Raw genomic sequence first — 21,559 nt, forward strand, 5'->3', positions numbered from 1 at the left:
ATCAAGTGAAACTACCCAATCAACTCCACCGCGCTGCCTGCGCGCTGACCGCCACGCTCCTCCCATTCCCCGCCTTCGCTGCCGATGCGAATGACGCGGGCGAGGATGCGAACACCATCGTCGTCTTCGGCCGGGGAGAGGACAAGATCGGCACCGCTCATGCGGCAAGCGAGGGCAGCGTCGGCGGCGCGGACCTTCTCGTCCGCCCGCTGCTGCGCGTCGCCGAACTGCTCGAAGCCGTGCCGGGCATGGTCGCGGCCCAACATTCGGGCAGCGGCAAGGCCAATCAGTATTTCCTGCGCGGCTTCAATCTCGATCATGGGTCCGACTTCACCACCTATATTGACGGGGTTCAGATGAACTTCCGCACACACGGTCACGGCCAGGGCTATCTCGACCTGAACGGCCTCATCCCCGAAATCATCGCGAGGGAGGATTTTCGAAAAGGCCCCTATCGCGCCGATGGTGGCGACTTCGCACTCGCGGGCGCGGCCAATATGACCACGATCGACGGCTATGACCGCCCATGGATCGCGGCGGAGGGCGGCTCCTTCGGTTGGCGCAGGTTGGCGGCAGGCGGCACGGTAAAGGCGGGCGCAGGCAATCTCACCCTCGTCGCCCAGGCCAAGGCTTATGACGGCCCGTGGCAGGAGGCCGAACATCTGCGCCACTATGCAGGCTTCGCCAAATATACGCTCCCCGCCGGGGCCGGTAAGATCGACGCCACGCTCCACGCCTATCGCGCGACATGGCGCCCGACCGAGCAGATACCCGAACGGATCATCGGCACGCCGCTCTGCCCCGATGTCTTCTGTTCGCCCGATCCTTCCGCGCGCGGGGAAACGACGCGCATCATCGGCAACATCGCTACCATCCAGCCGACATGGCGCACCAATCTCTATGCGCAATTCTATGACTGGACGATGTTCTCCAACCCCACCTACACCGATCCCGACGGCACCAGCGCGCAGATCGAGCAGTTCGATCGACGCTGGGTACTGGGCTTCACCGGCGAAAAGCGTTGGGACATCGCCCCGGCACTGCAACTGAAGCTCGGCACGGAAAATCGCTATGACGCGATCGGCAATGTCGGCGTCAATCGCACGTCGAACCGCGCTTTCCTCTCCTCGCTCGGCCGCTATCGCGTAAAGCAGGGGTCAGCCGCCCTTTATGGCGAAGCCACCGTCACGCCGCTGCCGGGCTTGCGCATCACTGGCGGCCTGCGCGGCGACTATTATCATTATGACGTCCGCGCCCGCGACGCCGTCGCCGCCGCGCTAGGCGAAGGCAGCGGATCGGACACGCTCGTCTCTCCCAAGGCGTCGGCGGCCTGGGCAATCACGCCGCATGTCGAACTTTATGCCAATTGGGGCCGGGGCTTTCATTCCAACGATGCGCGCGGCGCGGTCAATGTCGACACGCCTGTCCCGATGCTCGTGCGCGGCACGGGCAAGGAATTGGGCGGCCGCCTGCAACTACCCGGCTTCACCTTCACCGCGACCTATTGGTGGCTCAATGTCGGGAGCGAGTTGCGCTTCGTCGGCGACTCCAACGCGGTCGAACCCAGCGGAGCCAGCCGCCGCCACGGCTATGAGCTTGTCGCTTTCTGGCGCCCGCTCCCCTGGCTCGCCTTCGACGGCAATTACACCGCCAGCCACAGCCGCTATACCAATGGCGACCATATTCCCAACGCCTTCAAAAACGCCGCGTCCGCCGGGGCTGCCATCGTGCTCGATCCATGGGAAGCCAGCATCCGCGTCCGTCACCTTGGCCCCTCGCCGCTGATCGATGACAATAGCGTGCGCGATTCCGGTAGCACGGTCGTCAACGCGCGCGCCGCCTGGAAGGGGAAGCGGGTGCAAGTCTATGCCGAACTGCTCAACATCCTTGGCAGCGGGGACAAGGACATCGCTTATTATTACGAGTCCTACCTTCCCGCCGCAGATGCGGAGCCTGTCGAAGGGAGGCTAAGCCGCGTGGTCGAACCGCGAACGGTGAGAGGCGGCGTCAAGTTCAGCTTCTGATGCTGGGGAAGGCCGCGTCTAGAAAGAGCCTGCGGCCTTCCCAATCAATGGCTTACATAATGAACGGCGATGTTCATAAAGTAAAAGTGGATAGGGCAACGGTCAAACTACAATAGAATACATGTTAAATACCCGTGGAAATTTTGAGACGTAGTTGACGTCTTTTCGCCTCTATGCAATTTTCCCCTCGGCAATCTGGACAAAGAATCAGTAGCCTGGAGAGGATGCCAATGAAACACGCACCATTAAGGGGCGCCGTTTTTCACGCGATATTGCGTGACTGCCTGGAAGCACAGCGCGCCCCCAAGGAAACAGAAATACAACTGATCGCCTGCAAGATATGGCAGGACAGTTTCGCCGCGATCACGCACAAGAACTGGCACGACCTCGTACCCGGCAGCGAGGAGTATGAATACACCATCAACGCCGCGCGCATGGCCTTCGGCCTGCACGCGACCAACACCGCCGCCTGAATGGATAGCCCAATCCACCTACGCCGACGATTGCCGTTTCAAAGCTGGAACTGGGTGATCCATTCGCAGATGAGGGCGGGCTTGCTCTCGCCTTCTATCTCGACCGTCGCCTCGGTGGTCAGCTGAATCTGCCCCGGCCGCTTTTCGACGATCTCCAGCGGCTTGAACTTTCCGCGCACACGTTTGCCGGATCGAACGGGCGCCAGGAAACGCAGCTTGTTGCTGCCATAATTGATCTCCGTGGCGCCGTCGGGAACGATGTCGCCTCGCGCGTCGGCGCACAGATGCGGCAGGAGTGAAAGCGTCAGGAAACCATGAGCGATCGTCCCGCCGAAGGGTGACTGCTTCGCGCGCTCCGGATCGACATGGATATATTGATGATCCTTGGTCGCTTCGGCGAACTGGTCAATCATCTCCTGACTGACCAGGAACCAGTCCGACACGTCTTCCTCGTCCGCCCGCGCCTGAAGATAATCGAGAAACTGGCTCATTCCATTCACCCCCCATGCTGCTCCAAGAGCAAAACTATGCACAAGCATGCGCGAATGCGATAGGAAAATACTCCAGTGGTGATGAGGATCAGTTGGACCTTGTCAGCGGCGTCGAGTTACTTACCCTTCCCAAAAGAATAAGCTGGAGAGGCCATGACTGGAGAAGACAAGAAGCTTCGGCTGCACGAAAGCCGTGCAGCCGAAGAGTCGAGGGATGGATATCGATCGCGGAACCATCCACGATCAAACATCGCGGAATATGATCTAGCGCCGTGGTCGGCCCACATCATCCTTGCAGCGTGGGAAGGGATCATCTGATGAGCCCCTCTCATCCGTCCAACGACCCTTTCGGAATGGAACATGAGCTGCTGCTGGCGGCGCTCCGACGGCGGCTACGAGCAGCGGGCCTGACCCAGGCCGACGTCTCGAAAAAGCTTGGCGTGGGCACCGCCACCGTCAAACGATGGCTGCATGGCCGTGGGCTGGGCCTGCGCACCTTGTCGCAACTGTGCGCACTCGCCGACACCACGCTCACCGAAATCGCCGAAGAGGCCGCCGTGCGCGATCGGTCATCCGACAAGCTGACGCTGGCGCAGGAAAAGGCGCTGACCACAAGCCCCGAACTATCCACCATTTTCTTCATCATCGTCACGGGTTGGCCGGTGTCCGAAGCCGAGGAAGGCTTTGGCATACCGCCCGAACATATCGCGCAACATGTCGAACGGCTGGAAAGGTTGGCGCTGATCGATCGCCTGCCGGGAGGACGTCTACGTGCGCGGCTGGACCCGGCCCATGTGTGGCAACGCGAGCCCATGCGCAGGCATTTCGAACAGCATATGAAGCATCTGTTCTTCAATCTGAACTATGGCGACCCAGATACGATCTTCGGCGTGGAAACGGTCAAGCTGTCGCCCGTGGGCGTCGCGCGTGTCGCGGAAAGGATCGAGCGTTTCAGAGCTGAGCTGCGGGAAATCGCGCAGGCGGATCGTCGCACCTCGGCCCTGCCGGGGGAATGGCACGCTGTTCTTGCAGTGGCATGTCCGGTGGCGCCGCTGAAACCTCGCTGATTGTGGATGACCCTTGACGAAGGGATCATTTCAAGACACGCTGCATGCAAACAAGATAGCTCGGCCGAAGAGCTGATCGGTGGCCGAAGCTGTCAGGAGAGGATGCAGAAAGGGCTCGCGGCCATGCGCCGCAGATCAGGCTGCATCATGAACAATATAATGGCGGAACACCGCCAAACGTCCGCTTTCGGATGCGCGCACGCGTGTTCGGTCCCGGATGGTGGACCGAGCTTCTAAACGGAGCACGGCCCGTATCGAGGGATGGCATCGCCCGACGAAAGGAAGGGGATTGCCATGCGTTCATCTATTGCCGTTGCGTTAGCGGGCATATCATCGTTCGCCACGACAGCGGCTCTGGCGCAGACTGCCGACCCGGCCACGCAGGCTGCGGTTCAGGGGCAGCTGGCCGACATCATAGTGACGGCGCAGCGGCGCGAGGAAAGCCTGCAAAAGGTGCCCGTCGCCGTGACCGCCATCGGCGCGGACCAGCTTGACCAGTTGCGCGTCACCAATGTGCGCAACCTCGCTGGCCTGGCGCCCAGCCTTCAGATCAATACGCAGGGCCTGCAATCCAATCCCACAATCATCATTCGCGGCGTGGCTTCCGGCACGTCCAACAATGCGGTCGATCCAAAGGTCGGCATCTATCTGGACGGCGTCTATATCGGCCGCACGGTCGGCTCGATCTTCGACCTGTCCGACATCCAGCGTGTAGAAGTGCTGCGCGGCCCGCAGGGAACGCTGTTCGGCCGCAACGCGACAAGCGGCGCGATCAGCCTTGTGACGGCTGCTCCAACGGGCGAGTTCGGCGTTCGCGGTACGGTATCCTATGGCAATTACGACGCGTTCCGGACGAAAGTATCCGTCGACCTGCCCGCCTTCGGCCCCTTGTCGGTCAAGCTGTCCTACCTTCATGACGAGATTGAGGGTGATTATCGCAACCTCCTGGGCGGCCGCACCATAGATCTGCGTCAGCGCGACCCGTCATTCGGCGTGCAACGCATCGCCGACCGGCTAGGCGAACGCAATGTCGATGGTGTCGGCGTCGCGGCAAGACTGGATCTGGGCGACCTGACCGCCGACTATCGCTTTGACTATACCGATGCGCGTTCGACCGGCCGGGCGATACAGAGCTATGGCGTCATCCCGGATGCATCAGGCCAGTTGTTGGCGCCGATTATCGCCTTCCAGCCGCTATTCGGCGGCATCACCAATATTTCGACTGATCGCCTGACGTCAGTCGCCAATGCGACCAGTCCCGAACATGTAGTGACGCAAGGGCATAGCCTCACCTTCACCTATCCCGTGAGCGATGAGATTACGCTCAAGAGCATCACTGCCTATCGCAAGTTCCGGCAAGACCCGAACATCTATGACCTTGGCGCTACCGGAGGCCTGCGATTTACGACCCTCCAATTGCAGGCATTGCTGGCACAAAATATTCCGGCCGTGCTCGACCCCAACAATGCGCCTCAGCCCAACGATTCCTTCTTTTCCCTGCTGACGTCGCGATCGACCAGTCAGAAGCAGTTCACCCAGGAATTTCAGGTCCAGGTCACATCCGAAGCCTTCGACCTGACCGCGGGCCTGTTCTACTTTCATGAAAATACCCCGGCGACAGACATATTGGGAATCTTCCAACCCGTGGCGAACGGCGTCGTCGTGGATACATCCACCGTGGGCGTCATTCCCAACGTACCGGTTGGACCAGTTGCCGCCGACATCAATGGCGACGGCGTCATCGATGCGGCCGACTTCAACCCATCGCTCGACAGCATATTCGGCAGCGGACTGACGCGGACGCGCGCCATCAATGACAGCTACGCAGCCTATGGGCAGCTCACCTATCATCTGACCGATACGATCGATTTGACGGGCGGCATTCGCTACACGATCGACAAGCGGGAAAACCGGATCTTCGCAGTATCCGGCGGGCAGGGCGGCCAGTTGGGCGTCGGCGACTACAAGGTCGATTACAAAAAGGCCACCTGGGCGGCGATCATCACCTGGCGGCCGACCAACCAGGTGACGGCTTATGGCAAAGTGTCCACCGGCTATGTGGCTGGCGGCATATTGAGCGGCATCCCCTATAAACCCGAAACGCTGACAGCCTATGAGCTCGGCCTGAAGACGCAAAGCTGGGGCAACCGGCTGCGGACCAATATCGCCTTGTTCTACAGCGATTATAAGGACCTTCAGACCCAGAACTTCATCAATGGCCGCCAATTCTTTGACAATGCAGGAAAGGCGAGCATCAAGGGTTTTGAACTTGAGGCGGATCTGGTGCCGGTACGCGGGCTAACATTGAGCGGCAATCTGAGCTATACTGACCTTGATTATAAGAGCTTCATCCTGAACGGGGTCGAAGTTGCCGACATTGCCCGCACCACCTTTGCCTCCAAATGGCAGGGCCGCGCCTCGGTCCAATATGACAGCCCTGACATGAACATGGGCGGCCATATCTCGGCACGGGTGGACGGTCGTTATCGCAGCCGCGCGCCGCTGGTCTCGACGCCCTTCTTCGACCTTGCGGGCAATAGCGCGGACCTGAACCGATATGCCTACACCAAGGCATATTGGCTGGTTGATGGCAGGATCGGCTGGGTGGACATGCCCTTGGGCGGGACAAAGGCGTCTCTGTCGCTGTTCGGCCAAAACCTGTTCAACGAACATTATAATCCGTTCGGATCGCCCGTGCTGCAACTGATAGCCAGCTACGAACGCGGGCGGACCTATGGTGTCGAACTTGGGGTGAGTTTCTAAAAGACAGAATGAAGAGGAGAGACATGATGGAAAACGAGATTGCGGCGCGCGTAAGCAGCGCGGATTTTGAATATTATAATGGATCGGGGCCGGGCTTCACGACCGAAAGCTCCGTCTTGATCAGTTCTTCGCCCTATCTCAACCACCCGCAACTGCGCGCGCTGATCGCTCAGGAGATGCTGCGGCGGAACGGCGCTGAACTGCCTAACACGGCCTATATTCCCGATGTCGTGAAGATATTGATGGAACTGGAAAACTGGCCCCGTATCTTCCAGCTGTTCGAGGAAGAAAAGGCGCGGCTTCCTGAATTCAAGACATGGCTGGACGGCAAAAAAGTCTCGCTGTTCAAGAATGAGGAATTGGCCGGTGCTGAACCCGGCACGCTACGTGCCGTGATCTACGATTTCGTGGTCAATAGCGGCTATAATATGGACCATTTCTTCCAGGGGATGGAGATAGAGACCGATTTCGACTTCTACATGAAGGAGCGGACCCATACCCATGACATCGAACATATGATCACGGGTTTTGAAACCAATCATGCCGGTGAAATAGCGCTGCTGGCAGCGAACATGCGCGCGCTTTATAAATATTTCACGCCCGAACTCGCATCCTTCTTCAACCGCGTCAGTTCCTATCTGCGCGCCAAGACGATGATGAAGAGCGGGCTTTTCTATCCTGAATCCGTGAAGATAGAGCTGGACGCCGAAGACATTGGCGCAGCACAAGGGCGTAACTGGAAGCATCCCCTCTTCCTCATACCTTATCGCGATTATCTCGACTGGCAGGTGACAGATATTCGCGAGGAATTTGGCATCACTAATCCGCCAAAGCCCGGTGAATGGGCATGGACCACCGCAATCAGCGAAGACCCGCGGCCAAGCCATCAGGGCATGCCCTCCATGGCGGCGGAGTGAAATCAGGACTGGCGCTGCCCCTCTGATGAGGGGCAGCCGCCTACTATTTTGCTGCGAAGTCGATCACCGTTACAGGATCGCTGCCGTCCCAGTCGCGGGCCGCCACGATCCCCGCTTCGCACATGCCGCGCATATCGGGGCCGCAGATAAACTCGAACAATTGGCCAGGCTCGCCGGGGACACGCAAATAGGCGACGCGCGTGGCAGGGTTATGCGCCGTGAAAAGCACTTCCATGCCTCCCGCCACCGCCATTTCAACGGCAGCGTCCAGATCATCGACTATGCGAGCGATGTGGTGAAGGCCCAGCAAGCGCGACCCATCATCAGCTCGATAGGGTGACGGGGCGTCGTTCGTGGCCTCGATCAACTCAATTTGCACGCCATCCTGATAGGATAATCCGACGTGCATGGTGACGCGCGTCGGTTCGCCACGATATTGGCCATCCAGCGCGACATTGCGGAATACGGTCCATGGACCCACGCCCGAATGACTGATCCAGCGATTTATGCTGGCATCGAGATCGTCCACCAATATTCCGATCTGGTCGATCGCACCGAATTTAGCCAAATCCATATTCCTATTTGCAAAGACAGGGCACGAACGGCTGCGCCGCCCGCGCCCTTTTTCTTTATTCGGCGGCTTCCAACGAAGCCAGCGCGTCATTCGCCGCGGCGGTGGGCACCAGATATTCGCCCGGACGAGCGCCGGTATAACCACTGCCGTCAAAGGTCTTGACCCCATTCACCAGCGTAAGCCGCATGGGCGCAGCCGGACGAGTGAAGCGCCATGTCGTGCCGCCGTCGCCATCGGGCACGTCGAACCGCTTCTCCATATTGCGATATTCGACCTCGCTCAGGTTGAAGACGGCAATGTCGGCGCGCCGCCCGACCTTGATCTCGCCCGTATCATGGAGGCCGAAGAAATTGGCGAGCTTGCCCGTTTTTAGATGGATCGCCTGCTCCACCGTCAGCAAGCCTTCCCGCACATATTTGGTGAAGAGCAGGATATTCTCACCACCACCGCACAGCATCTGAAGATGCGCGCCCGCGTCGGAGATGTTGCCGACCGTCTGCGGGTCCAGCATCAGCTGGATGGTCAGGTCCTCATCCTTCGGGAAGGGCGCCATATGCACAGTGGATTTGGTGCCATTCTCAAGAATCCACTGCGCCATTGCGTCCGAGCGGTGCAGGCCACGCGACTCCGCAAATTCCTTCAACGTACCGCCCACGGGGCCGGTGCCATTTTCGCTATCCAGCAGATACAGGTCCTGCGGATTATTCATCGGCGAATGGGGCCATGCCTTGGTGTCCCAGCTCTCCCGCGCCCGCGCCCGCCAGTCGGGATCGGCAAGCAAACGTGCCTTTTCCTCATGCGTTTCGGCAAGGACGACTTCATGCCAGACATAGTCATTGGACTGGGCGAAGATCAGCGACTTGACGAGGCTCAACGTACTGGTCGGCGAGACATGCGCATAGCCGGGCCAGACATCGATCCCTTCTTCCTTCAGCTTCGCAAGGGTGTCCTGCAATCGGGGCAGAATATCCTTCTGGAATTCCAGGGTCGGAATGCCACCCGCCACCTGCATACGGATCGCCCGGCCTTTCGCCAGCCGCCCAAGCCGCTCCAGGCTTTCCGGTCCGGTCTTGCGCATGAAGGTATCGATGATGACCTGATAAGTCGTGCCGGGGTAACGCTCCATAACCGTAAAAAGCGCTTCGAACTCCGCATCGTCGGCGAGCAATGTCGGGATGGCGCGGTCGTCGCCATCATGGTCGTGCAGATTGTCCGACAACCCAAGAGCGCCAGCGGCCAGCGCATCCTCCAGCAATTCGGCCATGCGCGCAATCTCTTCAGCCGTTGCCGCGCGATCCCATGCTTCAACGCCCATCGCAGCGAGACGCAGGGCAATATGACCAACGAACGCAGAGTAATTGGCAGGCAGGCTGATGTTGCGCGCCATCGACGCCTTATATTCCGACCACTTCTCCCAGTCCCAGGGGACATTCTGGAGGAAGGGCTTCAATGGAATATCCTCGAAGAAGGAGAAAATCTTGATCATCTCCAGCTGCGCGGCCTTCTCCTTCGAAAGCGGCGCGGCGCTAAAGCCGCAATTGCCCAGAATTACCGTGGTCGCTCCGTTGCCGGGCAAGGGGTCCAGATCCGGTTGCCACCACATCGTCGCGTCATAATGGGTATGGCTTTCGATGAAGCCCGGCGTCACATAGCACCCACTGGCATCCACCACTTCCTCACCGGCGACGGCGGTCAGACCCGCGCCGATCTCGGTGATCCTGCCGCCTGCCACGCGCACGTCAGCAGCATAGCCGGGCGCGCCTGTGCCATCGACCACCGTGCCGCCACGGATCAACATGTCCGTCATCTCTCTCTCCTCTTGAGGCTTGTTTTCCCTCGAGCCGAAGCCATTGCATCTCTGTCGCCCGTTCACCGGCGATCGTGCTGGATGCAGGCTATCGCGACCCGGCCGACCACCGCAAGTTCACTGCCGGACAAGTGGGTGACAGGATCATCGAGTGATCCCGATCGGGATTGATGGGTGATCCCATCGGTCGGGACCAGGATGCATCGGTCAACTGGAGGCCATCAAGGCCCGGCGGCGCAAAGCGCCCTGATCAGGACGATATCGCTTCCCTATCAAGCCGCCGATTGAAGCCCTCCCTCGACTCCCTGATCCGCAATGCCCGTAGCGGTAGAGAGCCGTTCAGGCTCCATCATAAGTGCGACAAAATGCCACCACGCAGGAATAGCGGGACGTAGCGCCAACAACTGCCCCTGGCGACGCACCGCGACCCAACGGCCATCTTCGCGTTCAAATTTCCACTGGGGATCGCAATTGAGCGGAACCTGTTCGAATTCAGGCGCACCGTTCTGCCGAGGACCGATCGCCCGGAGCTGACTGGGAACTTCGCGGCATGCGCCTCCGGGAAACTCGACGAGAACGGACATGATCTACTCCATGCCAGCGGGTGGTCAAACCGCCGCCTCGTCCAAACGCACGACAAGGGATTGAGTTCTCGAAATAAGGAGAGGACATGACGCATCATGTTCGGGATAGGGCCGTCGGGAGCAGCAGAGCCACTCTCCTACAGGCATCGACAATCACGCCGAACCCCGAATGTCGGGGGTTCGGCGTGACATTCAATCGTCAGTCGACTTTCTCGATCACCAGCGCGATGCCCTGACCGCCGCCGATGCACATGGTGATAAGGGCATAGCGGCCGCCGATCCGCTTCAGTTCATAAGCCGCCTTGATCGTCAGGATCGCGCCGGTCGCGCCGACAGGATGACCAAGGGCGATGCCCGACCCGTTCGGGTTCAGTTTTTCCCCATCGAACTGCAACGCGTTGGCTACCGAAAGAGCCTGCGCCGCGAAGGCTTCGTTGGCTTCGATCACGTCCATCTGATCCAGCGTCAGCCCGGCCCGCTTCAGGGCAACCGGCACCGCCTTGATCGGGCCTTCTCCCATATATTCCGGCTCCACGCCCGCATGGCCCCAGGCAAGTATCTTCGCTAGCGGCTTCAGCCCGCGCCGTTCCACTTCGCTTGCCGTCGCCAGGACAACGGCGGCCGCGCCATCATTGATGCCGGACGCGTTGCCTGCGGTAACCGTGCCATCCTTTTTGAACGCAGGACGCATGGCGGCCAGCGTCTCGGCGCTGGTGTCGGCGCGGGGATGTTCGTCCGTGTCGAAGATGGTCACGCCTTTGCGAGTCTTGACCTCGACCGGCACGATCTGCTCCTTGAACCGGCCTTCCGCGATAGCCCGCACCGCGCGCTGATGCCCTTCGGCCGCCAGCGCATCCTGCTGTTCGCGCGTGATGCCATGCCGTTCGGCGCAGTTTTCCGCCGTCACGCCCATATGGTATCCGCCGATCGCATCCTGAAGGCCGCAGACCAGCGCGTCCTCTACCGGATTGTCGCCCATCTTCCGGCCCCAGCGCGTGCCATGATCATGATAAGGCACATTGGACATCGATTCAGCGCCACCCGCGACGGTGATCGACGCTTCACCCAGCTTCATCATCTGCGCGGCCGATACGATCGCCTGTACGCCCGATCCGCAAAGCCTGTTCAGTGTCAGCGCCGGAACCTCAAACGGAACCCCTGCCTGCAAGGCGATGGCGCGCGACAGCATGCCATCGCGGGCACTGGTGGGCATCACCTGACCGATCACGACATGCTCAACGTCGGAAGCCGACACACCGGCACGGGACAGCGCTTCCTTCACGACGATGCTGCCGAGCTGCGAAGGCATGAAGGGCTTCAGCGAGCCGCCGAAATCGCCAATCGCCGTCCTGACGCCGCTGACAATATAAATATCTTCCATCTCTGATCCTCTGAGCAATGGGATGCGCCGTTCCGCACTTGCAGGCGCTCATGCGCCCCCACACGCAACTGTCAAGGACAATGCGCACCCTGCCACATGGGTGGCGGCGGCGCCTGACCATATAGGAATGGCTATGCTTGCCGACCAGATCAGCCACGACATATGGCCAAATCCCGGTCGGCCCGTTACGAACAAACCCATGACCAGCACCGCCCAGCGCGCCATCAGCGAACATGTCGTCCAACGCACCAGCAAGGGACAGCGCACCGTCGACCGCTTGCTCGACACGGCGGAACTGCTGTTCGCGCAGAAGGGCTATGAAGCGACAGCGTTACGGGACATCGCCGCGGCGGCGAACATTCAGCAGCCCGGCCTGTACAAGCATTTCGAAAGCAAGGACGCCCTGTACCGGCAAGTTCTGCAACGGGCGCTCCAACCCTTGGCGGACGAGATGGAAGCGACCATCAGCCGGTCGCCGCGAGAAGCCTCCTTTCGCACGCTGTCCGACAAGCTGATCGATGTGCTGGCACAGCATCCCAATGTGTCCATGCTGCTTATCCGGTCGATCCTGTCGCCCCCATCGGATCGGGACGAGATCGGCATGGCCTGGGTGGAACGGCTGATGGATTATGGACGGCGGATCACACGCGCGGCCGAGGTCGAGCCTCCGGCCGAGGATCTGATCCTCCAGATCGTTGCCATCTTCAACATGATGTTCGGCTATTTCTGGGCCGCCCCTCTTTCTCGAGGATTGGCGGGCATTGACCCGCTGTCTCCAGAGATGATCGAGCGGCAAAAAGCGCTGCTGAGCCGATTTATCGCGACGATCGAACAGGACCAGCCTGACGGGAAAGTCACGGCAGGCGCCTCACCGGAATAGCGGTCAACGTGCATCTGCCTTGTTTCCGATCCGTAACGCCTTAAACTGCCTTCTCACATTTTTCGCGAGGCGGGACGCCGATCGCCCAGCCTGGTCCCGGAGTAATAGTACAAACGATGTCCGCCACCCGTCTTTCCAGCGTCGGTCGCCGCGCTTCCATCATTGCAGCGGCCAGGGCGGTTTTCGCGCGCCACGGGTTGGAAGGCGCGCGGACGCAGCAGATCGCCCGCGCCGCAGGTGTATCGGAAGCCCTGCTGTTCCGCCATTTTCCTACCAAGACGCACATCTATCGGGCCGTATTGCGCGAGGTGATCGCAGACCAGAATAGGGTCTTCCGATCATTCGGTGACGCCGAAGCCAGCACAGAGGGCTTGCTCGAAATTTTGCGGCGCACCTTCAGATATGCGACCGCCGGGATGTACGCCCTCAATGCAGAAGGCTTGCGCATGGTCTTGGGCAGCCTTGCCGGCGACGGAGGCTACGCTCGCCTCGTCTATCGCCGAGCCTTGCGCTTGACACTGCCCAATCTGGAAAAGGCGTTGCAGGCGGCACGGGCCGACGGGGGAATACCCGGAGAGGCGCTTTCGACAACGAATGTCGGCGCTTTCATAGAACATATCAGCACGATGATGCTGGTGGCGCGCTGCCATGAAAAGACTGCGATACCCTATGAGGAAGATCGCGTGTTGCGCGACGCGATCCTCTTCTGCGCACGCGGGCTTGGCGTAGCGGAACCACGCATCCAGCGATTCCTGGAGCAGATGAAATCATGCGAGCCCGAAACCGCGGCATTCATCCGATCGGGAACGCCTGTCACGCCGTAGGATGTGAATTGGGAACCTTCTTCACCAGCTTCGACGGATTCGAGATAGGCTCAAAGCACTGCCATGAACCCCCGCAGGAACATCGACGCCGCACGTTCCGCATAATGCCGCCGTTCCAGCTTTGAGATGGAATGCCCGCCCGCCAGCAGACGATTGCCACGCATCGCAAGCACCAATAGTTGGCGCGCGTGCCAGTCCGCACTCTCCTTGATGCCCAGGCTTTCCAGCCAGGGGATCAGACCCGTCACCCACGGCCTTCGCAGGATAAGGTAGACGTCCCGCGCCAATGCAGCGTCCCGGCGAGACTGACTGATGACGACGCGGTGCAACCGGATTGAACGACTGGAAGCCAGGTTATCCAAGGCCGCTTCAACATATCGGCTTAATGCCGCCGGATCGGCTTCGCCCGAAGGCAACGCTGGCGGCCTGGCCACGCGCGCGCAGTCTTCGGCCATTATGCGCATTGCAGCTGAAAACAACCCGGCCTTGCTGGCGAAATGCCGGTAGAGCGTACCCCGCCCCACCCGTGCCTCTTCCCCGATGAGGTTCAGGTTGGCGCCTTCAAAGCCCTCATCCAGAAAATGACGTCCTGCCACGTCAAGCAAGGTCCGGATATGGGGGAGCGGCTCCTCACGCAGTGGCCGCTCGGCGTCGAATAACGGCTCGGGCGAAGGCAAGCCATCCGACTCTCCCGCCCGGATACCCTGAATGAAAAGCGCCACCGATTGTTGCACTATCCGCTCGCGATGTTCTGGCGAAGCGGGAGGAAAGCCCATGAGGACAACGGGGCCTTCCACCGCAAGCGATCCGAAATCCAGCGCCAGTTCCAGCGGCACGGGGCGGTCAACGCCCTTGTCTCTCGCATAATCCTCCAGCGCGAGCCGCACCGGCTCCAGCCGCATGCCCTGCCCATTCTGCAACGACGACGCCAGGTCGGGCATCTTGTGCGCGACGCCAGCCGCAACCCAAAGCGCGCCGAACATTCCCTGATCTAGCGCCGAATCAAGAATCGCCCGCGCAAGTCCCGCCAGTTCCGATCCGCCACTCACGGCACTTTCATGCACCGCCGCCGCGCGAGCATCGAACTCCGCGCCCTGCGCATCCAGCGCTGCGCGAAACAAGGCTTCCTTATCGGGGAAGTAGCGGTAGATCGTTTCCTTGCTGACGCCTGCGGTGCGGGCGATCGAATCGATGCTCACCGCGTCAAAACCGCGCTCGACAAACTGCGCGCACGCCGACGACAGCAAATGCCGGACGCGCGGCGACGCCAGTTGGCTCCCGGCCTCCGCTACCACTTTCATTCAGCATCCCCGCACATTGGAACCCGCTATAACAGGCTCAGGCACCGATGCACCCATGCTTCTTGACGAGAACCGAACGGTTCGATACCGTTCGGTCATATAGAAAGATGGAGAGCGATAAAATGGCATTGCCATGGACGGAGCGGCCGCTCGAACCGTTCGGCGTCGAAATCGGCCTTCGGCTGCAATGGCCGCTGCCCGACGGGTTCGAACGACGGCTGACCGAGCTATTTGATCGCCACAAGCTCATCCTGTTCCGCAATCAGAAGCTCAGCGAGGCCGATCAGGTCCGGCTGCTCGAAAATTTCGGCCGCGTCCTGGGATCGCACGGTGAATATCGCGAAATCTCCAGCGATGGCGCCCTCGGATCGGGGCCGCTCACCTGGCACAGCGATCTGGCTTTCACCGAAGAACCCTTCAAGATCATCTCGCTGCATGCCGTTGCCGTGAATGACGGACAAAGCTGGACCGACTTCGCCAACGGCGCGGCTGCGGCCGCCGCCCTGCCGCCCCAACTGAAAGCCGCCGTCGCAGGCCGGGAGGCAGTCACGGTGATCGCGCCGATCCAGACGCACCGGACGGTCGGCTACGACAGTTCGACCGACCTGCCGCATCAGATACGCCCGGTCATCATCCCCCATCCCCGAACCGGCGAGCCCATCCTCTATATCAGCGACATGCAGACCGCCCGCATCACCGGCATGGACCAGCCGGAAAGCGACGCCACGCTCAACGCCCTGTTCGCCCAACTCTATCGCGAAGATCGCATCTATCGCCACCACTGGAACAATGGCGACCTCGTCATCTGGGACAATATCGCCCTCCAGCATGCCCGCTGCAACCTCACCGGCATGACGCCCCGCCGGCTCCAGCGCATCGTCGTCGCGGACAAGAGCTTCTTCGACCTGCTGCCGCAATTCAAGGTGGGGGATGAGCGGATCAGCGCCTGGGGTTCAGGCAACAAGCAATTGGTACTTGATTGAAGGAATGACAAAAGATGGTCGACATTCCCTATCTCGCGCGCGGCCTGATGCCCGTCGAAACGGACAGCAGCATACTCATCTCCTCGTCCAAATATCTGAACAATCCGCGCCTGCGCGAATGGCTGGCGATGATCCTGTTGCGGCGCAACGGTCCCGACGTGCCCCCGCCTGCGGAAATGTACGAGTTCCTCCCGATCCTGGATTCACTCCGCGACTTCGACGCGATCGAGGACATGTTCACGCAGGAGAGGAAGGTAAATCCCGAACTGGACGCCTGGTTCAGCGAAGGCTTCATCTCCACCTACAAGATCGAAGATTTCCAACAATATGAACACGGCTCCTTGGGCGGCATCTTCTACCAGCAGATGACCGCCGGAGATTATGAGATCCAGATCACGCCCTGGAAGGAACCGGAAACGCAGCTCCAATATTATAATCTGCGTTCGGGCCAGACGCATGACTTCGAACATATCCTCTGCGGCGGCGGCTTCAATTTCATGGGTGAGCTGGTGCCCTATTGGTATCGCCTGACCAACGTGCCAAAGCATATGCGCAACCCGCATCTGGCGGCGGAGGTCAACATGATCCAGATTTTCGGATCGCTCCGCTACACCGTGCGCACGGTGCTGCATTATCCCGAAGTGTGGCCGACCGCCGTCAACGCCATCCAGCGCGGCATGAAAGTGGGCCAGCAAAGCGACGCCCTCTTCATGAAGAAGCTCGAAACCGTATTCCACCTGCCGCTGGCCGAAGCGCGGGAAGCGCTAGGCGTGCGCGGCGTCGAAGAGGTCGATACGTCACAAGAAGGCGCCTTCTGGGCATCGGACGGCAAGACCAGCCTCGAACCCATCGCGAGGGCCGCCGAATGAGCGCATGCGACCTGCTGATCCGTGGCGGCACCATCGTCGACGGCAGCGGCGGCGAGTCCTTCATTGGCGATGTCGCCATCCATGATGGAAAAATCGTCAGCGTCGGCGCTTTCACCCGAGAAGCCCGCGAAGTCATCGATGCAACGGGCCTCACCGTCACGCCCGGCTTCGTCGATATCCATACCCATTATGATGGTCAGGCCATCTGGTCGGAGGAACTCTCCCCCTCCTCCTCCCATGGCGTGACCACGGTCGTGATCGGCAATTGCGGCGTGGGCTTTGCGCCTTGCCGCCCTGCTGATCACGACCGTTTGATCCGCCTGATGGAGGGCGTCGAAGACATCCCCGGCGTCGTCATGGCCGAAGGGCTCAGCTGGGATTGGGAAAGCTTCCCAGATTATCTGAACGCCCTCGAAAGCCGCCCCCGCGACATCGACATTGCCGCCCTTCTCCCGCATAGCCCCTTGCGCGTCTTCGTGATGGGCGAACGCGGCGCGCAGCGCGAGGCCGCGACCCCTGCCGACCTGCAAAAGATGCAGGCCCTCACCCGCGAAGCCTTGGACGCGGGCGCGATCGGCTTTGCAACCTCGCGCCTCCTCATCCATCGCACAAAGGCCGGAGAGAATATCCCCAGCTATCAGGCCGATATCGAGGAACTCAAAGCCATTACGGGCGCCATGCGGGACGCCGACACCGGCGTCTTGCAGATGGTGCTGGACGCCCCCTTCTCCAGCTGGACTGACGAACTTGCCCACCTTCTCACCGTCGCAAAGGCAGCGAACCGTCCAGCCACCTTCACGCTTGGCACCTCCAACACAGGTGAGCCCGTCTGGCAGGACGCGCTACGCATCTGCGAGGAAGCCAATGCGCAGGGCCTGAAGATCAGCCCGCAAATACTCCCCCGCCCCGTCGGCATGATCTGCGGCTTTGAACTGTCCAGCCATCCCTTCTCGCTCTGCCCAAGCTATGAGGCGATCGCCGCTCTCCCGCTCGACCAGCAACTCGCGCATCTGCGCGACCCGGAATTTCGCGCAAAGCTCATCGCGGAACAACCGCATGAGGGCCATCCCCTGGCGATGATGACCCGCAACTGGAACTGGATCTTCCCCCTGTCCGACCCGCCCAACTATGAACCTCCGGCGGAAAGCAGCGTCGGCGCTCAAGCGCGCAGCCTGAACCTCACAGCGGAAGAGGTCGCCTACGACCTCATGATGAACGGCGGCGATGGCAGGGGGATGCTCTACAACACCCTCGGCAACTTCTATAATGGCAGCCTCGACACGGTGCATGACCTGATCACGCATCCGGACACGGTCATGGGGTTGGGTGATGGCGGCGCTCATTATGCGGCAATCTGCGACGCGAGCTATCCCACCTTCCTGCTGACCTACTGGACCCGCGATCGCGCAGGGCCAAAGCTCAGCATCCCTCAGGCCGTCCGCGCCCTCACCTCACGCCCGGCCGAGACCATGGGCCTGCGCGACCGGGGCAGGATCGCTCCCGGCTACAAGGCGGACATCAACATCATCGATCTTGAGGCCCTGCGTCTCCACGCTCCTCATATACGCTACGACCTGCCCGGAGGCGGCAGGCGGTTGGACCAGAAAGCGACCGGCTTCGTTGCCACCATCGTCTCGGGCGAAGTGATCCGCCGCACCGACAACGCGACCGGCGCGCGGCCGGGGCGGCTCGTCAGGGGCGCTCAAACCGCACCAGCTAACACGGTGGAGGAATATGCCGGAGCGTTGTAACGTGGGTCACTGACCCACGGGAGAGATGCAAATGGCAACAGCGGTACATGTCCCGCAAGCTGACTGGTCCGCCCTGCGCGCCATGTTCGGCGATCGGTTCAGCGATAGCGCTGCCATCCGCGATCATCATGGCCGGGCGGAGACCTTCTACCCGGCCATGCCCCCGGACGCGGTTGTCTTCCCCCTCAGCACGGAGGAAGTCGCCGCAGCGGTCATCTTCTGCAAGGAACGGGGCATCGCCGTCACGCCTTACGGCACCGGCACATCGCTGGAAGGCAATTTTCTGGCGGCAAGAGGCGGTCTTTGCATCGACCTCTCCCGCATGAATCAGGTGTTGCGCGTCAGTACAGAAGACCTGGACTGCACCGTGCAAGCGGGCGTCACCCGAAAACAGCTAAACAGCGAGTTGCGCGACACGGGCCTGTTCTTCCCCGTCGATCCGGGCGCGGACGCGTCCATCGGCGGCATGGCTTCGACACGCGCCTCCGGCACCAACGCGGTTCGCTACGGCACGATGCGGCAGAATGTGCTGGGACTGAAGGTGGTGCTTGCCGATGGCCGGATCATCCACACCGGCGGGCGGGCGCGTAAATCCGCGGCCGGGTACGACCTCACCGGGCTGTTCGTCGGGTCCGAAGGCACGCTCGGCATCATCACCGAAGTCACCTTGCGCCTCTATGGCCAGCCAGAAGCCGTATCCGCCGCCGTTTGCGAATTTGAAACAGTGCGCGGCGCGGTGAACGCAGTCATCCAGACGATCCAGATCGGCCTTCCCGTCGCCCGTATCGAATTGCTCGATCCGCTACAGATCCGCGCGATAAATGCCTACAGTCGGACCAACTATCGCGAATGCCCGACGCTGTTCCTCGAATTTCACGGCACGCCTGCGGGCGTTGCGGAACAGGCGGAAAACTTCGGACAGATCGCCACCGACAATGGCGGCGGACAGTTCACCTGGGCGACGAAGACGGAGGACCGAACCGCCCTCTGGGAAGCACGCCACAAGGTCCATTATGCCAATCTCGCGCTGCGGCCAGGGTGCAAGGCGATCGCAACTGATGTCTGCGTCCCGATTTCGCGGCTTTGCGACTGTATAGAGGAAACGCGCAGCGCCATTGAGGCAAGTGGCCTTACCGCACCGATCGTGGGTCATGTCGGCGACGGAAACTTCCATGTCATCCTCATCTTCGATCCGAACTCGGCCGAGGAAACGCAAAAGGCGAAGGCATTATCCGAACGGATCGTAGGCATCGCTCTCGCCATGGAGGGCAGCTGCACTGGCGAGCATGGCATCGGCATTGGCAAGAAAGCCCATCTCGTTACGGAGCATGGCGCCGCTGTCGAGGTCATGCGCCAGATCAAACGGGCTCTTGACCCGGCTGGCATCATGAACCCTGAAAAGGTTATCGACCTTTGACGCAGCCCTCGTTCATCGGAATCTGAGGATCACGCGGAAGGCAGGCGGCTTTCAGCGTCCAGCCTTCCACCTCTGCTCCCACGGTTCCAGCTGATCACAAGGATCGACAGCAAATGTCCAACGGCGGGACCGATCGCGAAAAACAGATGCACGCCCGCGACCCCTTCCGATCCTGAAGACCTTGGATCAAATCCGAGCAAGCCCACGACGGACAAGGCGATGCCCACGGCCACCGCATAGGCCGCGTTGGTCGTCACATTGAACACGGATGAAAACAGCCCGGCCCGCTCCACGCCGCTACCCTCGCGATGACGGTCTGCCACATCATAGATCATCGACCGCAACATCAGGTTGCCCGATCCCTGCGTCAGCCCCTGTCCCACGATCAGCAGGATGAACAGCCACATGCGATCCGGCGTCAGGAACAGTACCATCAGGTTGATCGCAACCTGCACGCCCTCGGCCATGATCAGCGTTCTCAGCCTCCCGAACCGGTAACTGATCCGCGCCCATAGCGGCGCTGCGACCATGCCGAATGCATATTGCAGCATCAGCAGCATGGCAGGTGAAGCGATGCCCATGTAACGCGTCACGAAGAACAGGAACACGGCAGTGCGAAAGCCCTGCCCCAGCGCGACGAAGAAATCCGACGCCACGATCCGCCAGAGCGCTGCATCGGTCAGCACCGCCTTCATCCCCTGCCGCCAGTTCGCGCCTGTGGGCGCGCGTTCCGGCAGCGGCGGCTCGCGAAAGAGAAAGGCGATCAGCACCATGCCACCAGCGAGGACAGCGGCGACCAGTGCCCCCATCGATCCAACCCGAACCTCAGGATTGCCCCGGCCCAGCGCGTCCAGCACGGCAGGCAATACCAGCACCAGAAAAATGCCGATGGACGACCCTGTCTGGATATAGGCTTGGATACGCGCTCGCTCGACCGGCGATGAGGCCATCTCCCCGCCCCAGGCGTAAAGCGGCGTGGAGGTCGCAGTCCACCCCAGGCACAGCAGCAACAGCCACCCGCCAAGATAGAGCGGCGTGGCTCCGGCAGGCGGGGAAAAGACCGCGAGCAGGGACAGAAGGAACAGCACACCGCCGCCCAAAATCCAGGGTTTCCGCCTTCCAATGCGTGTGCGTGTGTGGTCCGAAGCCCATCCGATCACCGGATCGGCCGCCGCGCTCCACAGGCGACTGATCATGAAGACCAGCCCGACGGTCGCCAGGTCCATGCCGATCACCGTCGCGTAAAAGGCAGGCAAATAGGTCTGGAGCGGAATATTGAACCCGCCGGTCGCGATGCTCGTCACGGAAAATGCCGCGAGGCGCGGCCCCGACTCACGCGTCTGCCCGGTCATGCGAACCGCCATTCGTGAAGGTGGAAGAGCACACCAATCATCCCGGCTGAAACCTCCCCATTCCATTCATCAGGCGCTGTCAGCCGCCGATCCCATCCCAT

The 21,559-nt window shown here is 60.9% G+C and carries 18 protein-coding genes; 11 read left to right on the forward strand and 7 right to left on the reverse strand.

Features of this window, described 5'->3' with window-relative positions:
* Window positions 1–5 precede the first annotated feature (5 nt).
* Together ACYU81_RS15075 and ACYU81_RS15080 are read left to right on the forward strand one after the other, a co-directional pair.
* Window positions 6–2,024: a TonB-dependent receptor gene (locus ACYU81_RS15075; RefSeq protein ID WP_460988430.1), complete on the forward strand. Its 2,019-nt coding sequence runs from the start codon at window positions 6–8 to the stop codon at window positions 2,022–2,024.
* A 230-nt stretch (window positions 2,025–2,254) separates the two neighbouring features.
* The gene (locus ACYU81_RS15080) at window positions 2,255–2,497 is read left to right on the forward strand and encodes a hypothetical protein (protein ID WP_460988431.1); all 243 of its coding nucleotides are present in this window, start codon (window positions 2,255–2,257) and stop codon (window positions 2,495–2,497) included.
* A 38-nt stretch (window positions 2,498–2,535) separates the two neighbouring features.
* Here ACYU81_RS15080 and ACYU81_RS15085 read toward each other — a convergent pair whose 3' ends face one another.
* On the reverse strand, window positions 2,536–2,988 hold the full coding sequence (locus ACYU81_RS15085; protein ID WP_460988432.1) for a MaoC family dehydratase: 453 nt from the start codon (window positions 2,986–2,988) through the stop codon (window positions 2,536–2,538).
* A 317-nt stretch (window positions 2,989–3,305) separates the two neighbouring features.
* On the opposite strand from ACYU81_RS15085, the gene ACYU81_RS15090 reads away from it, so the two are divergent.
* From ACYU81_RS15090 to ACYU81_RS15100, 3 genes are all read left to right on the forward strand, one after another.
* The gene (locus tag ACYU81_RS15090; RefSeq protein WP_449469795.1) at window positions 3,306–4,055 is read left to right on the forward strand and encodes a helix-turn-helix domain-containing protein; all 750 of its coding nucleotides are present in this window, start codon (window positions 3,306–3,308) and stop codon (window positions 4,053–4,055) included.
* 294 nt (window positions 4,056–4,349) lie between these two features.
* Window positions 4,350–6,818: a TonB-dependent receptor gene (locus ACYU81_RS15095; protein ID WP_460988433.1), complete on the forward strand. Its 2,469-nt coding sequence runs from the start codon at window positions 4,350–4,352 to the stop codon at window positions 6,816–6,818.
* Window positions 6,819–6,844: 26 nt separating this feature from the next.
* Window positions 6,845–7,735: a hypothetical protein gene (locus tag ACYU81_RS15100; RefSeq protein WP_460988434.1), complete on the forward strand. Its 891-nt coding sequence runs from the start codon at window positions 6,845–6,847 to the stop codon at window positions 7,733–7,735.
* A 43-nt stretch (window positions 7,736–7,778) separates the two neighbouring features.
* On the opposite strand, the gene ACYU81_RS15105 is transcribed toward ACYU81_RS15100, so the two are convergent.
* The 4 genes from ACYU81_RS15105 to bktB form a co-directional block, all read right to left on the reverse strand.
* Entirely contained in the window at window positions 7,779–8,309 is a 531-nt protein-coding gene (locus tag ACYU81_RS15105) for a VOC family protein (protein ID WP_460988435.1), read from the reverse strand.
* Window positions 8,310–8,364: 55 nt separating this feature from the next.
* Window positions 8,365–10,116: an N-acyl-D-amino-acid deacylase family protein gene (locus ACYU81_RS15110; protein WP_460988436.1), complete on the reverse strand. Its 1,752-nt coding sequence runs from the start codon at window positions 10,114–10,116 to the stop codon at window positions 8,365–8,367.
* A 272-nt stretch (window positions 10,117–10,388) separates the two neighbouring features.
* Complete coding sequence (locus ACYU81_RS15115; RefSeq protein ID WP_460988437.1) at window positions 10,389–10,700, reverse strand: hypothetical protein; 312 nt, start codon at window positions 10,698–10,700, stop codon at window positions 10,389–10,391.
* A gap of 199 nt (window positions 10,701–10,899) precedes the next feature.
* Complete coding sequence (gene bktB / locus ACYU81_RS15120; protein WP_460988438.1) at window positions 10,900–12,081, reverse strand: beta-ketothiolase BktB; 1,182 nt, start codon at window positions 12,079–12,081, stop codon at window positions 10,900–10,902.
* Between the two features lie 199 nt (window positions 12,082–12,280).
* Between bktB and ACYU81_RS15125 the strand changes: the two genes are divergently transcribed.
* Together ACYU81_RS15125 and ACYU81_RS15130 are read left to right on the forward strand one after the other, a co-directional pair.
* Complete coding sequence (locus ACYU81_RS15125) at window positions 12,281–12,961, forward strand: TetR/AcrR family transcriptional regulator (RefSeq protein ID WP_460988439.1); 681 nt, start codon at window positions 12,281–12,283, stop codon at window positions 12,959–12,961.
* Window positions 12,962–13,077: 116 nt separating this feature from the next.
* Window positions 13,078–13,785, forward strand: a complete 708-nt coding sequence (locus ACYU81_RS15130) for a TetR/AcrR family transcriptional regulator (RefSeq protein WP_460988440.1) — start codon at window positions 13,078–13,080, stop codon at window positions 13,783–13,785.
* Between the two features lie 50 nt (window positions 13,786–13,835).
* On the opposite strand, the gene ACYU81_RS15135 is transcribed toward ACYU81_RS15130, so the two are convergent.
* Window positions 13,836–15,086, reverse strand: a complete 1,251-nt coding sequence (locus ACYU81_RS15135; RefSeq protein WP_460988441.1) for a TetR/AcrR family transcriptional regulator — start codon at window positions 15,084–15,086, stop codon at window positions 13,836–13,838.
* Between the two features lie 122 nt (window positions 15,087–15,208).
* Here ACYU81_RS15135 and ACYU81_RS15140 point away from each other — a divergent pair, with 122 nt between their 5' ends.
* The 4 genes from ACYU81_RS15140 to ACYU81_RS15155 are packed head-to-tail and all read left to right on the forward strand — an operon-like array spanning window position 15,209 to window position 20,106.
* Window positions 15,209–16,069: a TauD/TfdA dioxygenase family protein gene (locus tag ACYU81_RS15140; protein ID WP_460988442.1), complete on the forward strand. Its 861-nt coding sequence runs from the start codon at window positions 15,209–15,211 to the stop codon at window positions 16,067–16,069.
* A gap of 14 nt (window positions 16,070–16,083) precedes the next feature.
* Window positions 16,084–16,938, forward strand: a complete 855-nt coding sequence (locus tag ACYU81_RS15145) for a hypothetical protein (protein WP_460988443.1) — start codon at window positions 16,084–16,086, stop codon at window positions 16,936–16,938.
* Complete coding sequence (locus ACYU81_RS15150) at window positions 16,935–18,689, forward strand: N-acyl-D-amino-acid deacylase family protein (protein WP_460988444.1); 1,755 nt, start codon at window positions 16,935–16,937, stop codon at window positions 18,687–18,689. The genes ACYU81_RS15145 and ACYU81_RS15150 overlap by 4 nt, the downstream gene beginning before the upstream one ends.
* Before the next feature lie 31 nt (window positions 18,690–18,720).
* Window positions 18,721–20,106, forward strand: a complete 1,386-nt coding sequence (locus tag ACYU81_RS15155; protein ID WP_460988445.1) for an FAD-binding oxidoreductase — start codon at window positions 18,721–18,723, stop codon at window positions 20,104–20,106.
* A gap of 29 nt (window positions 20,107–20,135) precedes the next feature.
* Here the strand turns inward: ACYU81_RS15155 and ACYU81_RS15160 are convergent, their stop codons facing one another.
* A complete protein-coding gene (locus ACYU81_RS15160) occupies window positions 20,136–21,458 on the reverse strand; it encodes an MFS transporter (RefSeq protein WP_460988446.1) in 1,323 nt (440 codons plus the stop codon).
* Window positions 21,459–21,559: the final 101 nt, after the last annotated feature.

The organism is Sphingobium sp. TomTYG75, from assembly GCF_054771635.1.